The organism is Aliidiomarina maris (genome assembly GCF_003987335.1).
GTDB lineage: Bacteria > Pseudomonadota > Gammaproteobacteria > Enterobacterales > Alteromonadaceae > Aliidiomarina > Aliidiomarina maris.
On record NZ_PIPK01000002.1, the window covers coordinates 295,004 to 313,884 of the forward strand.

An 18,881-nucleotide genomic window follows, 5' to 3' on the forward strand; every position below is an offset into this window, starting at 1 on the left:
GCATACAATCACAGTGCTCAGTAAAGTGGCTGTTCAAAGGTCAAAATTTATCCATTAAGGACGTTTGCAGCAAAAAGGGAATCTCATGCTTGCCAAAACTTCACTACTTCTCGCCACACTGGTGGCATCTTCATCGGGCTATTCAGCTGTTTCATGTACTGATACCCAACAAGATTTGCTGCACTTCGCGACCACGACACAGGCGCTACACCCGCGTATTGCAAGTGTATGGCCCAAATTTTGGGACGAAACTACGCCGTTTATTGTTTATAACCTTGATGGCGAAGCCGTACTGTTTACACACAATGAACCACTTCCTGACTATCAGAAGCTCTCCGACCACTACTATTACTACGCGGAACGACTCCCGAATATTACCGACTTTCATTTTTACATTAATTATCCGCTGCCCAATGATCAAGTCGCAACCGCCGCCATGCTAGGCGGCGTTAACTCTGACGAGCTAGACGCCCGCGAGACCTTAATACATGAAGCTTTCCATGGTTATCAACGTAGCGCATTTGCCGACGTAGAGCGCAGTCAATTCCTCGACCCCGCGCAACTGAATGAAGCCCCAACCCGTGCTTTGCTAACGTTACAGCTCGCACTTGCAAAACAAGCACATGCCAGCCGCGAGCTTGAGCACATTCATGATTGGTTAATTGTGCGCGTGGCCTTGAATCAGCTACTTGCCCCACAAGTAGCTAGTTACCTTGGTGACATCGAACGTATTGAAGGCTCGGCGGAGTGGGTGGGGCTGCAAGGCACCTATGGGCAGGATTATCGCGCACAGTTAAGCTATTTGTTTGATAGCCTCCCCGCTGAGGTCGATATAGCCGCGCACGTGCGCCGTTTAGCCTATGCGACTGGAGCAACATTGATTAGCCTGATGGATGAATTCGCCGCGCCTGATACCGACTGGCGCCATGAGATGGAGCAAGGTAAAACGCCCTATGAGCTCGCACTTGAAGTGTTTTCAGTCGCCCCGGACGCAGCACTTGAAAAGTTTAATCACGTACTCACCCAATATGACTTCTCCAGTTACTTAACCCGCGCGCAGGCGTCTCAATCTAAGGCTGTCACGCTTGCTGACATTAAAGCTTCGCACCCCTATCGGCTAGATATTCATGTCCCTATCCAGATAAACGAGGAAACGGCTGGTTTCCACACTCATTTTTCTGCGGGTCAGGCCGGCTTTCACCAGCTTTCACCATCCGTGATTTTCTTACCCGAAGCGGCTATGTTTCAATTGGATATTCCGCAAATAACAGCCGATATTCGTAGCGCGCCTCTGCTGTTTGATATCAGTAAGTTTCGCTTTCAGGTTTGGAGTCACACGCCAATCACCACTTTGGATGATTTAAATGCCATGGGCGAATTAGACCTCAAATTTGGTGAATCTAAAATTTACGCGCCCATCAATTGGCAAGTTGAGTCTTCATCCACCGATGCGCACATACACATCACTTTGTCGCCAGAAGTGAGTGATTAGCGCGTGCAAGTGTTAACACGGTGCGAGAAAAAATCTCGCCCGCACCACTGGCAATTCTGTCAAATTTACGCCAACATAAAAAAGAGCGTAAGCTTTATATATTCATCTTGTCGGAGTGCCCCTAGGGGCTGAGACCGTTCACGCGGGATCCGTTGAACCTGATCAGGCTAATACCTGCGAAGGGAACAAGTTGCATCAGGCCATACCTGGTTCGTATAAAGGTAAATTAGGCCTGTTTTGTTGCTTTTAACACACTCCTGACAAGCAAATTTTATCTACATTTAGGTATTTGCTATGTCAACTTCTGAACACAATCCGTTATTTTCACGCCAATCTATCCGTGCTGTATGCGACACCCCACCACGTAATAACCGTGAACGTCGGCAGCAGGCTCAGCGCTTTATTGAAGAACTATCGGGCCATTTTTACCCGGCGTCCAGCCGTATTTATTTAACCGGATCACGCGATGATATTCGTGTTTCTATGCGCCAGGTGGCGTTATCTGACACTATGTCGGGCACGCCGGAATCACCTGTGCGCACGCCCAATCTACCTGTGAACCTATATGATACTTCAGGCCCTTATGGCGATAGTGTAGCGCATATTGACGTACAACAAGGTTTGCCACCACTGCGCCGCCCATGGATAAACGAGCGTGCAGCAGACCCCACCCCAACCCAGCTCTATTACGCGCGACGCGGGGTCATTACCCCCGAGATGGAATTTGTAGCTTTGCGTGAAAGCATGGGAGGCACACACATTAGTCCTGAATGTGTGCGCGATGAAATCGCGGCGGGCCGCGCAATTTTACCGTCGAATAAGAACCACCCTGAAGCTGAGCCGATGATTATCGGACGCAAGTTTTTAGTCAAAGTGAATGCCAATATTGGTAACTCAGCAGTCACTTCATCGGTGGAAGAAGAAGTCGAAAAGTTGGTTTGGGCGGTGCGCTGGGGTGCCGATACTATTATGGATTTATCAACGGGACGAGATATTCATACCACGCGGGAATGGATTTTACGCAATAGCCCAGTACCGGTAGGAACCGTACCCCTTTATCAAGCGTTGGAAAAAGTAAACGGGATAGCCGAAAACCTGAGTTGGGAAATGTTTCAGCAAACGCTAATTGAGCAAGCAGAGCAAGGCGTCGATTACTTCACCATTCACGCTGGGGTATTGCGTGACTTCGTGCCAATGACGGCTCAACGCGTGACTGGCATTGTGTCGCGTGGTGGCTCTATTATGGCTAAGTGGTGCATGAGCCATCAAAAGGAAAACTTCCTATACACCCACTTTCGGCAAATATGCGAGCTTTGCGCACGCTATGACATATCTTTGTCATTAGGTGATGGTCTCCGCCCTGGCTCGATTGCAGATGCCAATGACGAGGCGCAGTTTGCTGAGCTTCGCACCCTGGGTGAATTGACCAAAATCGCTTGGGAGTATGATGTTCAGGTGATGATTGAAGGGCCCGGCCATGTGCCGATGGATAAGATTAAAGCCAATATGGACGAGCAACTTAAGCACTGCCATGAGGCACCATTTTATACCTTGGGGCCACTTACCACGGACTTCGCCCCCGGTTACGACCACATCACATCAGGTATTGGTGCAGCCATGATAGGTTGGTTCGGGTGTGCCATGTTGTGCTATGTCACACCCAAAGAGCACCTCGGTTTGCCAGACAAAGAAGACGTTCGCCAAGGGCTCATTGCCTACAAGATTGCAGCGCATGCAGCAGATCTAGCCAAAGGGCATCCCGGGGCACAAGTGCGGGATGACGCGTTGTCGAAAGCTCGTTTTGAGTTTCGCTGGGAAGACCAATTTAACCTGGCGCTTGACCCTTTTACTGCCCGTGCATACCACGATCAAACCTTGCCGCAGGATTCCAATAAGAGCGCACATTTTTGCTCCATGTGCGGCCCTAAGTTTTGCTCAATGCGAATAAGTCAGGAGGTACGCGAGCAAGCAGCTATGGCTTCCCGAATTGCGATCAAAGAGGCGCAGGTATGATATCTAAACGCTCTATTTGCTGGACTATTGCTGGCTCCGATTCGGGCGGCGGTGCCGGTATTCAGGCAGATATCGCTGCGATACGGGCGTTTGGTGCGTATCCATGTAGTGTTATCACTGCAATTACCGCGCAGAACTCGCTGACGGTTAGCCATATTGAAGCGACTTCGCTGACGATGTTCAAAGCCCAGCTAAGCGCTCTTTTGGAGGACTTACCCCCTCAAGCTATTAAAGTCGGCATGCTGCCAACGGTGGAGCAAATCACTCACTTCGCGCTGTTTTACCAACAGAGCTTACAACCAACGCCACTGATCATTGACCCAGTGGCGATAAGCGCCAGCGGTAGTCGCCTAACCGAGCATCATGCGCTGCAAGCTACGCTGCAGCATCTGCTACCTCTGGCTACCTTGGTGACACCGAATATCGCGGAGCTTGAATTACTTTGCGGACACCCGATTGATAGCGACACGAGTTTGCTGGAAGGCGCTCGTTTCCTTATTCAGCTAGGTGCTAACGCTGTGTTGGTCAAAGGGGGGCATGCACATTGGCAGGGTGAGCAAGCATGTGATTATTTTATCAGTCAGGATTTAGCCTTTTGCCTTCAGCAGCCGCGAGTGTGCACAGCCCACACTCATGGCACCGGTTGTAGCATGGCATCAGCTATTGCTGCAGCCATGGCTCTCGGGGACCCGATTGAAGATGCCATAGTGCAAGCCAACGCTTACATCGCTGCTGGCTTGGTAAAAGCGAAGGCAGTTGGAAGCGGGCCTGGCCCCGTCGCGCATACGCAATTGCCCACTCCTGCTCGCTACTTTCCATCGCTTCAAACCCTCTGGCCTCTCATTGGCGATACGCCGTCAATAGCTCAGCAAGCCTTTGCCCCTGTAGAGACCCAACAACTTGGTTTGTATCCAGTGGTGGACAACGTTGAGCGGCTGCGCAGCTTGCTGGAGTTGGGGGTAACCACATTGCAGCTACGCATTAAGCATCAAGCTGATGTTGATATTGAAGCGGCTGTTTTGCAAGCCACACAGCTTGGCAACCAATATCAAGCTAGAGTGTTCATTAATGACCACTGGGCACTTGCTTTAAAATACCATGCTTATGGCGTCCATTTAGGCCAAGAAGACTTACAACAAGCCGATTTGGCCGCACTTCAACAAGCCGGCGTGCGCTTAGGGGTATCCACCCATGGCTATTTCGAATTATTGAACGCGCTGCGCTTACGCCCTTCGTATATCGCTCTCGGGCATGTATTCCCGACCCCAACCAAGGTGATGAAAAGCCGTCCTCAGGGGTTAAAGCGACTCCGTCACTATGTGCAAATCTCAGCCAATGTACCAACGGTTGCGATTGGCGGTATCAATCTCGATAACGCGACAGAGGTCGCTAACTGTGGCGTTGGTAGCCTAGCAGTAGTGCGAGCTGTTGGCGATTGCGAGAGTGACCAGCTTGCCACCACTGTGGAGGCATTCAACCGTGTTATCTGATCATGATTTTCTACGCTATAGCCGGCAAATTATGTTGCCTCTATGTGGAGAGCTCGGAATAAAAACTTTAGCCAAAGCAAGGGTCGTTGTCATCGGGGCCGGCGGCCTGGCGACCGTGGTTGCGCCCTACCTTGTGGGCGCGGGTGTCGGCTACTTAAGGCTATGCGACGATGACATTGTGAGTGTAAGTAACCTACCTCGGCAATGGCTTTATAGTCCGGCGCATATTGGCCAGCAGAAGGTTCGGGTGATGGCCGCGCAACTTAAAGCATTACAACCGGCTGCACAGGTCGAAGCGATACCTGAGTATGCGGACAACAGCAACCTGTGCCGCTTGATGAGCGGCGCAGACCTTGTACTGGACTGTAGTGACAATATGACTACGCGTCAGTTAGTTAATGCGTACGCGATGGATGCAGGTGTCGCGCTGGTGAGTGCTGCGGCGATTGGGCTTCATGCCCAAGCCGCGGCTTTTCAGCCAAGCTTGTGCGGACCGCACGGTAACCATGGGTGCTACCGATGCTTATATCCGATAGATAGCCAGCGAGCGGGTAATTGCCAAAGTGAGGGCGTTCTCGGCCCAATGGTTGGCATGGCTGGATGTTATCAAGCCGCGTTGGCTCTGCGCATTTTATTGGGTGACCCGAACGTGCCTTGGAGCCAACTATGGCGGCTTGATAGCACACTTGGTGAGCATCAATTGTTGCGCATTCAGCCTGATCCATCTTGCTCGGTTTGCGGCCATGTAAGCCACAGCAACGCATCCAGCGACGATTCATCAATACCTAATTCCGGAGTTTGAAATGCAAATTCTAATTAATCAAAGACCAATCCACTGCACCAGCCATGATACGCTTGATAGCGTCCTCAATGTATTTGCCCAAGGTAGCGGTGTTGATATTAATGACATCGCTGTGGCCGCTGACAATACGGTGATTCCAAGGTCGCAATGGGCTACATACGCGTTAACTGCAAACGCCTCGTTTTCGGTGTTTGTCGCTGTCGCGGGAGGTTAAGCATGCTCAGCATCGCAGATACTCTTTTTCAATCGCGGTTACTCACTGGCAGTGGCAAGTTTGCCAGTCCAACGCTGATGCGCGACGCAATTGGCGCCAGCGGCAGCCAGCTTGTTACCTTGGCGCTAAAAAGAATCGAACAAGGTCAGACACCCGATCGCACACTGTCCGAGCTGCGTCAGCTCAACGTGCAGCTTTTACCGAATACATCGGGCGCTAAAACCGCGCAGGACGCCGTGTTAGCAGCAAAAATTGGGCGTGATCTGCTCGGCACGCACTGGGTGAAACTCGAGATACACCCCGACCCTAGGTATTTGCTACCCGACCCCATCGAGACACTTAAAGCAGCGGAGGAATTAGTGCAATTAGGCTTTGTGGTGCTGCCCTATTGCTCCGCTGACCCAACCTTATGTTTACGCCTGCAGGAAGTTGGTTGTCATGCGGTCATGCCGCTAGGGTCGCCAATTGGCTCTAACCAAGGCCTGCAAACTCGCGACTTTTTACGCATTATTATTGAACAGTGCACAGTGCCCGTCATTGTCGACGCCGGCATCGGCGCACCCAGCCATGCAGCGGAAGCTTTTGAACTTGGCGCCGATGCCGTATTGGTGAATACCGCGATTGCTTGCGCAAGCGATCCTATCGCGATGGCGCGAGCATTTCGCCTCACTTGTGACGCCGCCATGCTTGCGCGAGAAGGAAGGATTTCATCGCCTGCTCTCCAAGCGCGTGCGACCAGCCCGTTGACTTCATTTTTGGAGCGCTGATGACTGATATACCTGATCTCATTCAACATGCGGGCAAACCTGGTTTTGTCATGACAGTGCAAGATCTCAACGTGCTACTAAGTGAGCAGGCGCAACCGCACCTTGAACTGATGGCACAAGCCGCTGCGACGCTCACGCGTCAGCGATTCGGCCATACAATGCGCTTATTTATCCCGCTTTACCTGTCAAACCTGTGTGCCAACGATTGCACCTATTGTGGGTTTTCTATGAGCAATCGTATTCGACGCACTACACTTTCCATGCAAGCGCTCGAAGCGGAGTGTCAGGCACTTAAAACCCTTGGGTTCGATGCTATTTTACTCGTCGCTGGGGAACACGAACGCCAGGTTGGGATGCCCTACTTTCGCCAAGCATTGACGGTCGTGAAGCGCTACTTTTCGCATATCGCTCTGGAAGTTCAACCCCTTAGCCAAGCTGATTATGCTGAATTACGCCGCTATGGCTTAGCAGCGGTCTACGTGTATCAGGAAACCTATCAACCTGAGGCCTATGCTCGCCATCATATCCGCGGTAAAAAAACGGATATGTCATGGCGATTGCAAACACCGGATCGTGCTTGTGCTGCGGGTGTCGATAAGATCGGTTTAGGCGTGTTACTGGGTCTGGCTGATTGGCGTGCCGATGCACTCGCCTGTGCCCGACATTTGCGCTACTTACAACGCACATACTGGCGCACGCGTTTCGCCCTCGCATTTCCGCGTTTACGCCCTTGCGCTGGAGGGATTGAAAGTCAGCACCTTGTGAATGACCGCACGCTTACTCAATTGATTTGCGCGTTTCGTCTTTTTGAACCAAACCTTGAAATCAGTTTATCAACGCGGGAGCCCGCAGCTTTGCGCGACCATCTCATGTTATTGGGCATTACGCATATGAGCGCAGGGTCGAGAACGCAACCAGGAGGCTATGCTGATCAAACCATTGCATTGGAGCAGTTTGCAACCAGCGACCCGCGCAATGCGAGGGATATGGCAACAGTGCTAGACAAACATGGCCTTGAACCCGTCTGGACTGACTGGCATCAGGTGTTCGCTTAAAAGCAGTTAACAATACATTGGTGCACTAGCTTGAATCAACGCGCCGACCGCTGGCGAATATATTGTTGATGTAACGCTTGCATGCGAGGTAGTTAGGTTTTATCGCGGGAATTGACCCGATTGCCGTCTTCACGAAGCCGTTTGCCTTGCGCATCGACAAGTACTGAGCCAAACGGCGCATCACCTGCGGCAAGGGCCTCTTCAGCCAATTCGACACAGCGCAGCAGATGTTCATTCACAGCGAGCACATCCTCAGTCAACATGACTACCCTCCATCACGCGCCGCGCGGTATTCAAATCACTTGGCTGTAGCAATAGCATCAGTTCGGGCTGCTGAATTAGTAGCTCAGCCTCATCGCTCAAATAAGTTAGCAGCTGCCGTCCGGTCAGGCGCACCAAAGGTGCACGCGCTTCACTGCGAAACGAGCGTAGGCAGTCTTCATCTTCAGCGGCAAAGGCAGTGCCTGTGACGTATTTGATATCTCTTGGCCGCAATTGGGCAAGGTTAGTTGTGCGCTTGACGATAATAAGCAGCTGCGAGTCAAGAAACTGTTGATAAAACTGGGCTTGTACGTGTTTCGGCGATGCCGCAAACGCTGGAATTTGTTGCAAAGCGACGGCCCCTTGATAGCGCGCACGCGGGCCAAGGAACATAGTTTTGGCGTAGCTCTCTAGCGGGTGTAGCTGATCTGGCTGAGTGCGCAGCGCCTGACTCGCAGGCTTAGAGTTGTCGAGCTGGTTAAATAAAGGCAAGTGTCGAGTGAGCTTGTCGGCGTAGCGCGCAAACGCGAATAACCCAAGCAACATACCGAAGGCCATGGGAAACGCTTGTGGAGGAATGCCTCTGGGGTGTGCTTCGCGCACGCGCTGCCAGTCTGCAGACGAAGGGCCGATTTCGAGTACGCTCGTCAGCAGGCCAAATAATGCGAGAGTGATGACAAAGGGTACCAATGCCACCAATACGGCACCAACTTGCGGCCAGATACCGATACCACGGCGGTTCAAGTAGCGCTGATCAAGCCATTTCCATACTGCCCAAGGATAACCCAGCATGCCGATCGCCATTGGGATAACAATCACAGTACCGAAAAATATGTCGAGTATCATGGCACGTCCTTTTGACTCAGCTCGATTGGATATTCGCTCCTATGCTACCTGCGAATGGGCAAATTTTTTAGTGTTGGTAACTAAATAATGCGTTAAAAGCGTGCCGTGCTTGCATTGAACATGGCGTCGCTTAGCAAACCAAAATGCTCGAACCTATAGTCAGCTAGATGCACATAGTCAGGTAGCTGTTGGTAATTAATCAAACATGTTGCCATGCCTGCATTGCGACCCGCTTGAAGGTCGTATTTATAATCACCCACCATCATGATGGCATCGCTCGGCAAGTCAAATTGCTGTGCAATCGCCAATAATGCGCTAGGGTCAGGTTTTGGTTTGGATTGTTCACGGGTGACGACATGGCTAATCGGAATCCCGTTGCGGGTCACCTTAATGTGCGTTGGCTGCGCTGAATTGCGAGTCACTATGGCCATTGGTATCTTGGCAAGCGCACACTGGTGAATAAATGACTGCGCGTTCGGCATCCAATCACTACTGTGCGCATCGTCAAGTTCATGCTGAAATACTAGCGCTTGAGCCTGCTCCCGCTCGTTAGCGGGAAGCGCGGCTAAGTAATCCAGAATATCTTGCTGTGGTGGGCACCCAATATCACGGCGAATAGCGTTGAAGTCTAACGACGACGACACCAACGTGCCGTCCAAATCGAAAATAATACCCTTGATATGCTGCACGCATTTACCTCTCACGCTAATCAATATGCATTGATTACGCGGTTTAGCGTGAAGTGGATTTCGGGCCTGAACGCTGGCCTCGGCTGCGACGCGAGGGTTTATTCGCGGGCTTACCATCGGCTTTTGCAGTTGGCTTACCGGCAGGCTTACGTGGCGGTCTTTGGCCTCGCGTCGGTGCTGGTGTCGTGCCCGTCAACTCAACCTTGTCAAAGCCTTCAAGTTGGCGCGATTCAATTGGCTGGCCAATCATTTTTTCTATCGCTTTCAGAGTTTTAAATTCTTCGTCCATCACCAACGAGATGGCATGTCCGACTTGGCCTGCTCGACCTGTGCGCCCAATACGGTGTACGTAGTCTTCTGCCACCTGAGGCAAGTCATAGTTAATGACATAAGGTAATTTATCAATATCAATGCCGCGTGCTGCGATATCTGTCGCCACCAAGACTTGCACCTTACCCGCTTTGAAGTCCGCTAAGGCTTTGGTGCGAGCGCCCTGGCTCTTATTGCCATGAATTGCGGCGGCTAGAAATCCATCGCCATCAAGCTGCTTCACCAACCGATTCGCACCATGCTTTGTACGCGAAAAAACAATCACTTGCGGAATATTCAGGTTGCGCAGGATCTGCATCAACATGCGCGGCTTTTGGCTTTTTTGCGCCGGATACATGATCTGCTCAATTCTTTCGGCAGTGGTATTGGCTGCGGCAACGGACACTTCAACGGGGTCGTTGACTAAGCCTTTGGCGAGTTTGCGGATATCATCGGAGAACGTCGCCGAAAACATCAGGGTCTGGCGCTTTTCTGGCAACAGCTTAATAATTTTCTTAATATCGTGGATAAAGCCCATGTCGAGCATGCGGTCGGCTTCATCAAGCACCAGCATTTCAAGCTTTGGAAAACGCACGGCATTTTGTTGATACAAATCGAGCAAACGCCCTGGCGTTGCAACTAGAATGTCGACGCCTTTGCGCAGCTTCATCATTTGCGGATTAATTTTTACCCCGCCAAACACCACCGCGTAATTCAGGGGTAAGTTCGCACCGTAAGTAGCGACACTTTCGCCTACCTGCGCCGCCAGCTCACGCGTCGGGGTCAAAATTAACACTCGTGCTGTGTTTGGCTTAGCGCGCTCGTTAGCTTTTAGCATTTCTAAAATCGGAAGGGTAAAACCTGCGGTTTTACCGGTGCCTGTTTGCGCCGCAGCCATCAAGTCTTTACCGGCTAACACCTCGGGAATCGCTCGTTGTTGAATAGGGGTTGGCTGGGTATAACCTTGACGTTCAAGGGCGGCGAGAATTTCAGGGCAAAGTCCGAGTTCAGAAAAATTCATGTATATATGTGCAACTCAATAATGATAAGAGCGCGTATTCTACTTCAGACTGGCCTTCACCGCATGTCATTTAACCAGATTGTCCCTTAATCAACGCTGAGTACCTCAAAGTTACGGTCTAATTCAACTTTGGGTCCACTGATAGCATCGTCAAAATCGGCAAACCGAACATCGTGAAATTTCACCGTGTAGCCGCCATCATTTGCAGACTCAATGAGTGCGTATGGGTAACGTGACCAGCGCAGAAAATTCTGCGCTTCTGAGGTGTTAGCAGCGCTTTGGGTGCGTGGGTCTTGGATTAAACTAGGTAATTCCGACGGTTCCAGTTCCAATCGCGGACTACTTAGCCAGTTCCATTGGCCAGTCAAGTAAGCGTCATCGGTTTGCACTATCACCGTGCCGCGCAGAGGGTTCACTGCCACCGGGCCAACCATGACGTCGGTTACCGCAATACCTTGCGCCGTGGCGATAGCATGGACTTGCATGCGTGCTGCTGCGGAGCTGGCAATATTCAAACCGATGTAGGCGGCAGTGACAATGAGTACCACGCGCGAAACAGTGGCAGTGCGTCGTGCGCTCATTTGCTGCAAAGGCCAACGCCAACGTATCAATACCAGTGTGAAGAGCACAAGCAGCCATAACACGCGTGCGGTGGGGGCGACCAATTCGCTCAGAAACATAGGTAACGACAGCAAGATAGCCAGCACCGTCCAAGCCACCAGCGTCAGCCGCCGTGCAGACCAAGTGACGAATGTAACACCGCCGAGCATCAGCCACAGCCATGGGTCAATGATGAACATAGCGTCGCCGTAAAACCAACGGTCGTCGAAAGGCATCAGTAGCCTTACACCATAGTTATTCAGCCAATCAAAAAAGAGGTGTAATACAACCCCAAGTGCAGTGAACAAAAACAACTGAACAGCTTGAGCGGGTTCAGCTGCAGGATTTCGGGGCCGTCGCACCCACTTATCCCAGAGTAATAATAAGCATGTCACCAACAATGGAAAGACGAATACAGCGGCGATGCCATGGGTCAAACCGCGGCGATGTGCAAGCGCCGCGTATTCATCCAGCATAATGACACCGTCGATATCGGGTATCACAGCGCCAATCACCAAGGCTGCGGTCGCCAATGGTGTCACTCGGCGTAAGCCCGCTGCCGCTATGGCTGAGCCGCTGAACGCGTGCGCTACTGGATCCATGTATCTTTTCCTCTTGCTATATCTTTAGCTCGCTTTGCAACCAGTGTACCTGCACACCAAGCTCCAGAGCAACGCACGCAATGCATCATTATGGGTTACTCAACCTGAAGAATTTCGGGCATATGCTCCGCTAACCACTGGCGTACTGAAGGGATTTGCTCGACTGGGAATAGAAGCGGGCTGACAATGCGATGGGTATCAATAAAGTGAAGGTATGCCCAGTTGTCGTCACGTTGGCCAACGGCGATTCGGCCGAGCTTAGCAATGGGCGCTTCTTCCATACCAACTCGCAAGACGCGCGTACCTTGACGCATTTCAATGTGCAGCATCGCTGGCATATTACGTACTTTGTCAGTCTGCTCTTGGGCGATAAAAAGGTGATCTGGGAACACCAACGCGGCCCACAGAAAACCGGTGGACGCGATGAAGTGCGCAGGCATCCAACCCAAGCTCCCTGCCGCAGCGAACAAACCCAGCAGTACAGCTAGTCGCACGCCCCAAGGAATTCGGGCTAAACGTGCGCGATATCCGCGTTGTGGTAATGCGTAGACATGGCGTTTGTAAGCCGCTTTACGACGTTTAAGTGCGCGATTAAGTTGTTTAAAAGGCATCATGGCCTTCCTGTTTTCATTATCTTAAACCGCAGCATATCCATTTTTTGGCCTGTGGTCACCACCAACCATGTGCGGCCCACATCCACACGGCCATCGCCATCATCATCAGGTTTTCGGTCAATGACACAAAGCCTAGCGGAACTTTACTAGAGCCCCCGACACACGCACATTTAAGTTCACGTTTGTCGATATACACAGCTTTGAATACCGAAAATGCGCCAATTGTGCCGATAAATAGCGCAATCGGAATTGAAACCCAGTTGAGTAACCCGCCGAGCATCAAAATACCGGCCAAACCCTCAGCGTAGGGGTACACGTAGCTGTAAGGCACCCAGCGACGCGCCAATACGTCATAATTGACGAACATATTGGAGAAACTCTCGACGTCCTGCAGCTTTAATAGCGCCAGCACAACCATGGACAGTGCAATGAACCACTCCACAGTTTGGATTGATAAACCTGCGCTACCATAGAAACCCAGGCTAAGCGCGATAGCACTCAGCGCGGTTAGGCTAAACAATACCGCCACCGGCCGGTACGTCGTGGTATTTGGGTCGCGCAATGGCCGGCCAATGTACTGGCGCACGGCTTCGTAGCCACCAATGCGCTGACCATTAATAAAAGTCTGTGGCGTGGTGTTCACGTGATGTTCAGCCTTAAATGCGTCCACTTGCTCACGCGTGGTTAAAGGCTGATCTTCAACTTGGTAACCGTGACGTTTCAGAATGTCCACTGTTTTTAGGCCAAACGGGCACTGATGTTTGGCCATCTTCATGCGGTATACCACCGCTTGTTTTTGCGTGTCGCTCAATTCGTCTTCCTCCTCTATCCGCGTGCAGGACACTTTATCATTTATCGTGCATCTGCTTAGTTGCATATACGATAGCCGCAATGACTACGGCGATAGCTAAACCAAAATATAACGTATCAAGAGAGGCGCCAACTTCAACCGCATGCTCGAGAAATAAGATGGCAAGAATCACGATGGTGACATGGAGCAGGGTCACTTTAAGATCATGAAAGTCATTAATTCGCAGTACTTTAATAAAGTTCGATTTCGGTATGTTATCACGCTTGATAAATAGTCTGAATAGAGAAATGGCGATAATTTGAAATGTTAATGCAATCAGTAAGATATCGAGCACTTTAAGTAAGCCCACTGCCAACCGCTTACCCTCATCAGCACTACCAATTGGGCGCGTGAAAAGATCCAACACTAGATTCCACACCACGACCACCGTACTTAAATACAGCATAAGAGCCGACAGCATCGACATGGCGACGATAATAAACACCAAAAATCGACTGCTATTAAAAGCTCGCTCTAACATACTGCCCACCCCTTACCCATAAGTTTAAACCTGTGCCAATTGGCTCGCCAGTAGCGGAATATACACAATCACGTTCAGTGGGAAGGTTACCCCTAATGCCGCTAACATCGCTTTGGCAATGTCCGCGTCAGGAATTGCTGCGCGAATGGCAGCGGGGGCTGCAATATAAGACGCGCTTCCACTTAAGGCAGCCAAAATTAGAATACTGCCAACTGGTAAGCCTAGGTAAAAGCCTAATAATAGTCCAGGCCAAATCAGTAACATCGGGATAGCCGCAGCGAACACAATTAATTTCCATTGCGCCCATGGAAATGGCCGACAAATACGTGCGGTCGTTAGGCCCATTTCGAGTAAAAATAGCGCCAGCAAAATCGTGAACCCATTACTGACCAAGGTTTCAATTGAGCCTAGCCCTTGTGGTCCATATATCCAGCCGATCACCACCCCACCCATCAGCAAAATAACCCCGCGGCTGGTAAATGCCTCGTGCCAAATTGCCGACATACGTGCGCCGCTGCCGTTTTTACCATTGCGCCAGTGATAATACGCTAGCATCAGAATAATCGCAGGGAGTTCGAGAATGACTAAGTACAATGTCGCATCAGCGGCAATCGGTAACTGGAAGCTATTGGCTAACGCCCAAGCGACCGCAAAGGTCCCTGCACTCACCGACCCATAATGCGCAGCCAAGCTGATGGCGTCGACTTGCTTCAAGCCCACCACATATTGCAGGAGCGGTAGCAACGCAATCGGTATTAGTAAGCCTAGCAACATAATGCTGAATAAGTGCGACCAAATCACCGAATCGGCTTCAGCATAGAGTGCTAAGCCACCTTTAATACCGATACTTAGCATCAGTAAGATAGTCAGGGTTTCGTATATTTGGCCGGGCACTTTTAAATCAGATTTCACAATACCGGCAATCAGACCTAGAACAAAAAATGCGACGACGATATCTGGCATACAGAACCTTGTTTGGTTGGGTTAGCGTTCAGGTGCGCCATTATGCGGGCTTGACAACTTAGTTAAAAATCAATATTTGTAGCTATACATATAGACATTTATCTATGGGTTAACGTATGTTGCGCCACCTTAATTTCCGCTTGTTACAAGTCTTTATTAACGTGGTCGAGCATAAGAGTATTTCGGCCGCAGCGCGTCAATTGCACCTAACCCAACCCACAGTATCCGCGCAAATCCGCAAGCTCGAAGCGCTTTTTGGGGTCACCTTGCTGATTCAGGAAGGCCGCTACATGCTACCCACCCCTGCTGGCGAGTATCTGTATCAAGCTGCAATGGACGTCAACGCGCGTATGCTTGGTTTGCAGCAGCAAATATCCGGGGTTAAAGCAGGCACCAGTGGGGTATTGAAAATTGCATTGGTTAACACTGCACAATATGTATTGCCGCAGATAGTCGCGCGTTTTAACCAGCATTACCCCGACGTTGAAGTGGACCTAAGCATTGGTAATCGTGAAGCTACCTTGCAGCGCTATCGCCAGAATAAGCATGATGTGTATATTTTTAGCCACCCGCCAACGGACTCTGAGGCCGACGCGCAAGCGTTTATGCGCAACCAGCTTGTGCTGATTGCACCTCCCGACCATTGGGCATGCAAACAGCGTCAGGTCGACTTCAACCGCTTGCGCCAAGAACGCTTTTTATTGCGCGAGCAAGGCTCTGCAACGCGTATGGTATTTGACAGCTGGTTAGCTGGCCGTGGTATTCAACTCGAACACCGCGTACAGATAGAAAGCAACGAGGCCATTCGCCTCAGTGTCGCCACCGGCCTGGGTATCGCGGTGGTGTCTGAGCACATAGTAGATCACGGCAGTGACCCACTATGTGTGCTGGATGTGAAAGACTTTCCCCTGCCCGGCCAATGGTACATGGTGAGCCGCAAGGACAGCCTTAATCAGGCTTTAATTCAGCGTTTTAAAGCGCTCGCATAAGTACAGTTAAGAGGTACAGTTAATCAAGGCGCACATCAATCGGGTAAGTTGCTGGCATTTCCAACTCACCTAGGTACCAGATTTCGATATTCGAAGGCTGGCCGTAAAAATAATACACGTCGACACTGGATTGCCCGGGGCCCTGCAAACTGTAGAATGTCATCTCTGCAAGATACCCTTGCTCGTCACGCGCAAAGACATGATTGCGGCGCAAGTTAGGCGACGAGTTCGATTCCACGGGTTCAAACTCCGAGTAATCTATGATCAATCGGTTGCCCTCAAAGCGCATGCCTGCGGGTAATTCGTCTATGGCATAAGCTTGTTTGGTCATATTACCGGCCACAGCCATATGAACCTTCGCTGTCATTCTGACAGGCACGCCGGTAAAGCGCTCGGGGTCATAGTTTAAACGCCCCACCATATGAATCGACTGCACCGATTTCGGGTTCAGATCAAAGGCTATTTTTTCAGCGTGCAAGTTACCATGCTCACGATCTCTAACTAAATTGCCGTCTGCATCGAAAAACTCGAAAAACGCCATGGTCGGTAGCCACATACGGTTGCGACGGTCAATCAGCACATCACTTTGCACCGGCGGGTAATACCAAGCAACCTGTCCTGGGTAATCAAGCTCGGCGTCGGTATCGTCACTTGGCATTAAATAACGTGCCACTTGCACCGCGTCGGCTAATTCATCCACTTCAAGTTCGGTGCGATCAGCGCGCACCGCAAGCTGCCCTGAATAGACTGGCGCAGTGGGTTCAATCTCGGGCAGCTGTGCTAAACCGGCATCGGCCCGGCGTGCGGTCGGCATATTATGCACTGGAATATCTAACGTTTGCTCAACGATATGGCTATCTTCATGGTAGACAAATAGCGTCACTTGCCCCTGCGCAACGGGGCCGTTAAAGCTACTGGCAACGAAATGCGCATCGCCGCGTGTGGCCGCAAGCTCGCTATCGAGCGCTTCTAGCTCAGCTAGCGCGGTGTCATAATCCAAATCGTTGTTGGCTATGCGTTGAAATAAATCATCTAACAACGTATTGATGCGTTCATACACATAAAGTGGTTCGCGCTCGCTTTGCACATGGGCTAAATAATGACCTTGGCTGTCTTGGGCATCGGTGACGATATCCTGGTCAAGCCATTCAATCGTGCTGCCTTCGTCGGTTTCAATTTTCAACGCGAATGAGGTGGCGCTAAACGCCTCTAATACGACTTGCACGCCGTCCTGCTCGAAGGTTTTACCAACATCATCGGCAGTAAATTGGAAGGTGATAACGTCATCGGGCAACAGGGCTTTGAATTCACCCTGTAAGCGCACGGCCCGCGGCGCAGCGTCTTCATCCTGGGCGAGGAAACAATAGGTATCGCCAGCCAAAACCACGCGTTCAGCTTCGGTTTCACGACGATTCGTATTCGGCAAGGTGAGTACTTCACCGTTCGCAAGTTCTATACTTTTATAATCAACGCGGTGACGTATTGGCAGGCGAAACCCCTGCTGGATCTGCATGCCCTGGTTACCAGTACGACGCGTACATAGAGGGTTAACATGGGTGTTAAAAGCCTGAATACTGTTAACAAATGCCTGCTGCATGGATGCTACGTCTGGGTAATCGGATAGTCTGTACACGCGTGGCAAACTAAACTCCATATCACCAGGCTGGCCATATAAATGAAAGGTGTTGATAGTAGAAAAGTAGGCGTTGCGTACCTCGTTCAATAACAGGTCACGTAATTTGGCATCACTAAGTTCGGCTAAAGCCTGTTGGCGACTCTCGTAAGTGGCCTGTTGCTGTTCGAATAGCTGCTGCATACTGCTCCCTCCTGGGGCCTCTAATGAAACCTGCGATGCATTTGTGCTTGGTCGATTAGGTGATTGATTAGTAACAATTAAAACTATAATTACCAAAACGACGATACCCGCTAGCAATGACTTCATCGCGACTTTCATATTCACAAACCCTGTGTTTTAAATGCGTGCGCATATTGTAACCATAGCGAACTCAAAAATGCATGAGTTTAAATATTTTTTACCTAGCATTTTGCATGCTTGACCGCGGTTTAAATAAGCGCTTTACTATTGCTTAGAATGTGCAAAAAGTAGACGATAGTAATAATAAAAAGGCCCTTCCACCACTGCGAATTTTGCTGTGCCGCAATGGATAGTCGTACACTTAGGGATAGTTTGCAGGTAGCAACATGGATAAAATCTTTCAGCAATTTTTTGTATACGACGTCACTGAGCTCACGCTTCTTCATGGGCATCATCACCTACCGTTAAGTACTTGGCTCGGGCGCTTTGGGCGATGCACTTTATCGGTATGCTGGCATTTCAGCTACCTATCCCGGTGTATTACCATTTGGGGTTAACCGCTCTATCTATGCTGCCAAGTTTACTGGCTGCTTACTGCGCGCTTAACTTGTTGGCCAGACCCAGTATCACCAAGCCGCGCCTATTGATTGGCGGCGTGTTGGTCGGTGCCGGTATTGGTGCCATGCACTACATCGGTATGGCCGCGATGATCGCTGCCTGTGTCATGGGTGTTGCGATTAGCGGCATGCATTACATTGCCATGCACGCCTCCGTCTTTGTGGATACGGGGGTCTTCTCTGCAGTGGTGGTCGGTCGAGACACCAATCAGCTGGTGTGGGGTATTGTGCTGGTAACGTTCACTATTATTGTCCTAGGGGTGATTCTGAACGCGCTTGTGCTCATGCATCGCCTATATCGCAATAGCCAAGAGTCAGCGAGGATAAAACAATAAGCTTGAGCTCGAGCGCCAGCTCTCGGCGTTTCGCGCGCTGAATAATATTTCCGCC

General features: G+C 50.7%; 19 protein-coding genes and 1 riboswitch. Of the genes, 9 read left to right on the forward strand and 10 right to left on the reverse strand.

Annotated features, from left to right (window positions below; translation table 11 throughout):
• The first annotated feature begins 85 nt into the window (after positions 1 to 85).
• The 7 genes from CWE07_RS04005 to thiH all read left to right on the forward strand — a co-directional run bounded on the left by CWE07_RS04005 (position 86) and on the right by thiH (position 7,833).
• Positions 86 to 1,492 carry a hypothetical protein gene (locus CWE07_RS04005; RefSeq protein ID WP_111568675.1) on the forward strand — a complete coding sequence of 469 codons (1,407 nt, stop codon included), beginning with the start codon at positions 86 to 88 and terminating at the stop codon, positions 1,490 to 1,492.
• 101 nt (positions 1,493 to 1,593) lie between these two features.
• Positions 1,594 to 1,694: riboswitch (TPP riboswitch) on the forward strand.
• A 92-nt stretch (positions 1,695 to 1,786) separates the two neighbouring features.
• On the forward strand, positions 1,787 to 3,505 hold the full coding sequence (thiC, locus tag CWE07_RS04010) for a phosphomethylpyrimidine synthase ThiC (protein WP_111568674.1): 1,719 nt from the start codon (positions 1,787 to 1,789) through the stop codon (positions 3,503 to 3,505).
• Positions 3,502 to 4,995 (forward strand): thiamine phosphate synthase, encoded by a 1,494-nt coding sequence (thiE, locus tag CWE07_RS04015; RefSeq protein ID WP_111568673.1) that lies wholly within the window; start codon positions 3,502 to 3,504, stop codon positions 4,993 to 4,995. The genes thiC and thiE overlap by 4 nt, the downstream gene beginning before the upstream one ends.
• Entirely contained in the window at positions 4,985 to 5,797 is an 813-nt protein-coding gene (locus CWE07_RS04020) for a HesA/MoeB/ThiF family protein (RefSeq protein ID WP_111568672.1), read from the forward strand. The genes thiE and CWE07_RS04020 overlap by 11 nt, the downstream gene beginning before the upstream one ends.
• Position 5,798: 1 nt before the next feature.
• On the forward strand, positions 5,799 to 6,011 hold the full coding sequence (gene thiS, locus CWE07_RS04025) for a sulfur carrier protein ThiS (protein ID WP_111568671.1): 213 nt from the start codon (positions 5,799 to 5,801) through the stop codon (positions 6,009 to 6,011).
• Positions 6,012 to 6,013: 2 nt separating this feature from the next.
• Positions 6,014 to 6,778 (forward strand): thiazole synthase, encoded by a 765-nt coding sequence (locus CWE07_RS04030; RefSeq protein WP_111568670.1) that lies wholly within the window; start codon positions 6,014 to 6,016, stop codon positions 6,776 to 6,778.
• Positions 6,778 to 7,833, forward strand: coding sequence for a 2-iminoacetate synthase ThiH (thiH, locus tag CWE07_RS04035; protein ID WP_111568669.1), 1,056 nt, complete (start codon positions 6,778 to 6,780; stop codon positions 7,831 to 7,833). The genes CWE07_RS04030 and thiH overlap by 1 nt, the downstream gene beginning before the upstream one ends.
• A gap of 92 nt (positions 7,834 to 7,925) precedes the next feature.
• Here the strand turns inward: thiH and CWE07_RS04040 are convergent, their stop codons facing one another.
• The 9 genes from CWE07_RS04040 to CWE07_RS04080 all read right to left on the reverse strand — a co-directional run bounded on the left by CWE07_RS04040 (position 7,926) and on the right by CWE07_RS04080 (position 15,069).
• Positions 7,926 to 8,096 (reverse strand): cytidine/deoxycytidylate deaminase family protein, encoded by a 171-nt coding sequence (locus tag CWE07_RS04040; RefSeq protein WP_198679878.1) that lies wholly within the window; start codon positions 8,094 to 8,096, stop codon positions 7,926 to 7,928.
• Positions 8,086 to 8,940: a hypothetical protein gene (locus CWE07_RS04045; protein ID WP_111568668.1), complete on the reverse strand. Its 855-nt coding sequence runs from the start codon at positions 8,938 to 8,940 to the stop codon at positions 8,086 to 8,088. Before CWE07_RS04045 ends, CWE07_RS04040 begins: the two co-directional genes overlap by 11 nt.
• Before the next feature lie 92 nt (positions 8,941 to 9,032).
• Entirely contained in the window at positions 9,033 to 9,629 is a 597-nt protein-coding gene (locus tag CWE07_RS04050; RefSeq protein ID WP_157983213.1) for an HAD family hydrolase, read from the reverse strand.
• A gap of 43 nt (positions 9,630 to 9,672) precedes the next feature.
• Positions 9,673 to 10,959 (reverse strand): DEAD/DEAH box helicase, encoded by a 1,287-nt coding sequence (locus CWE07_RS04055; RefSeq protein WP_111568666.1) that lies wholly within the window; start codon positions 10,957 to 10,959, stop codon positions 9,673 to 9,675.
• A gap of 86 nt (positions 10,960 to 11,045) precedes the next feature.
• The gene (locus CWE07_RS04060; protein WP_111568665.1) at positions 11,046 to 12,161 is read right to left on the reverse strand and encodes a metal-dependent hydrolase; all 1,116 of its coding nucleotides are present in this window, start codon (positions 12,159 to 12,161) and stop codon (positions 11,046 to 11,048) included.
• 95 nt (positions 12,162 to 12,256) lie between these two features.
• Positions 12,257 to 12,775: a hypothetical protein gene (locus tag CWE07_RS04065; RefSeq protein ID WP_111568664.1), complete on the reverse strand. Its 519-nt coding sequence runs from the start codon at positions 12,773 to 12,775 to the stop codon at positions 12,257 to 12,259.
• A gap of 55 nt (positions 12,776 to 12,830) precedes the next feature.
• Positions 12,831 to 13,586 carry a MauE/DoxX family redox-associated membrane protein gene (locus CWE07_RS04070; RefSeq protein WP_241974041.1) on the reverse strand — a complete coding sequence of 252 codons (756 nt, stop codon included), beginning with the start codon at positions 13,584 to 13,586 and terminating at the stop codon, positions 12,831 to 12,833.
• Between the two features lie 37 nt (positions 13,587 to 13,623).
• On the reverse strand, positions 13,624 to 14,106 hold the full coding sequence (locus CWE07_RS04075) for a YqhA family protein (RefSeq protein WP_111568662.1): 483 nt from the start codon (positions 14,104 to 14,106) through the stop codon (positions 13,624 to 13,626).
• A 24-nt stretch (positions 14,107 to 14,130) separates the two neighbouring features.
• Complete coding sequence (locus tag CWE07_RS04080) at positions 14,131 to 15,069, reverse strand: sodium-dependent bicarbonate transport family permease (RefSeq protein WP_111568661.1); 939 nt, start codon at positions 15,067 to 15,069, stop codon at positions 14,131 to 14,133.
• A gap of 116 nt (positions 15,070 to 15,185) precedes the next feature.
• On the opposite strand from CWE07_RS04080, the gene CWE07_RS04085 reads away from it, so the two are divergent.
• Positions 15,186 to 16,058 carry a LysR family transcriptional regulator gene (locus tag CWE07_RS04085; protein ID WP_111568660.1) on the forward strand — a complete coding sequence of 291 codons (873 nt, stop codon included), beginning with the start codon at positions 15,186 to 15,188 and terminating at the stop codon, positions 16,056 to 16,058.
• A 19-nt stretch (positions 16,059 to 16,077) separates the two neighbouring features.
• On the opposite strand, the gene CWE07_RS04090 is transcribed toward CWE07_RS04085, so the two are convergent.
• Positions 16,078 to 17,874 carry a hypothetical protein gene (locus CWE07_RS04090; protein ID WP_111568659.1) on the reverse strand — a complete coding sequence of 599 codons (1,797 nt, stop codon included), beginning with the start codon at positions 17,872 to 17,874 and terminating at the stop codon, positions 16,078 to 16,080.
• Between the two features lie 493 nt (positions 17,875 to 18,367).
• On the opposite strand from CWE07_RS04090, the gene CWE07_RS04095 reads away from it, so the two are divergent.
• Positions 18,368 to 18,826 (forward strand): MHYT domain-containing protein, encoded by a 459-nt coding sequence (locus tag CWE07_RS04095; RefSeq protein ID WP_111568657.1) that lies wholly within the window; start codon positions 18,368 to 18,370, stop codon positions 18,824 to 18,826.
• Positions 18,827 to 18,881 lie beyond the last annotated feature (55 nt).

Coding starts and splice junctions, on each gene's coding strand:
- CWE07_RS04005 (WP_111568675.1), top strand. CDS start 86: ATGCTTGCCAAAACTTCACTACTTCTCGCCACACTGGTGGCATCTTCA.
- thiC (WP_111568674.1), top strand. CDS start 1,787: ATGTCAACTTCTGAACACAATCCGTTATTTTCACGCCAATCTATCCGT.
- thiE (WP_111568673.1), top strand. CDS start 3,502: ATGATATCTAAACGCTCTATTTGCTGGACTATTGCTGGCTCCGATTCG.
- thiS (WP_111568671.1), top strand. CDS start 5,799: ATGCAAATTCTAATTAATCAAAGACCAATCCACTGCACCAGCCATGAT.
- CWE07_RS04030 (WP_111568670.1), top strand. CDS start 6,014: ATGCTCAGCATCGCAGATACTCTTTTTCAATCGCGGTTACTCACTGGC.
- thiH (WP_111568669.1), top strand. CDS start 6,778: ATGACTGATATACCTGATCTCATTCAACATGCGGGCAAACCTGGTTTT.
- CWE07_RS04040 (WP_198679878.1), bottom strand. CDS start 8,096: ATGTTGACTGAGGATGTGCTCGCTGTGAATGAACATCTGCTGCGCTGT.
- CWE07_RS04045 (WP_111568668.1), bottom strand. CDS start 8,940: ATGATACTCGACATATTTTTCGGTACTGTGATTGTTATCCCAATGGCG.
- CWE07_RS04055 (WP_111568666.1), bottom strand. CDS start 10,959: ATGAATTTTTCTGAACTCGGACTTTGCCCTGAAATTCTCGCCGCCCTT.
- CWE07_RS04060 (WP_111568665.1), bottom strand. CDS start 12,161: ATGGATCCAGTAGCGCACGCGTTCAGCGGCTCAGCCATAGCGGCAGCG.
- CWE07_RS04065 (WP_111568664.1), bottom strand. CDS start 12,775: ATGATGCCTTTTAAACAACTTAATCGCGCACTTAAACGTCGTAAAGCG.
- CWE07_RS04075 (WP_111568662.1), bottom strand. CDS start 14,106: ATGTTAGAGCGAGCTTTTAATAGCAGTCGATTTTTGGTGTTTATTATC.
- CWE07_RS04080 (WP_111568661.1), bottom strand. CDS start 15,069: ATGCCAGATATCGTCGTCGCATTTTTTGTTCTAGGTCTGATTGCCGGT.
- CWE07_RS04085 (WP_111568660.1), top strand. CDS start 15,186: ATGTTGCGCCACCTTAATTTCCGCTTGTTACAAGTCTTTATTAACGTG.
- CWE07_RS04090 (WP_111568659.1), bottom strand. CDS start 17,874: ATGCAGCAGCTATTCGAACAGCAACAGGCCACTTACGAGAGTCGCCAA.
- CWE07_RS04095 (WP_111568657.1), top strand. CDS start 18,368: ATGCACTTTATCGGTATGCTGGCATTTCAGCTACCTATCCCGGTGTAT.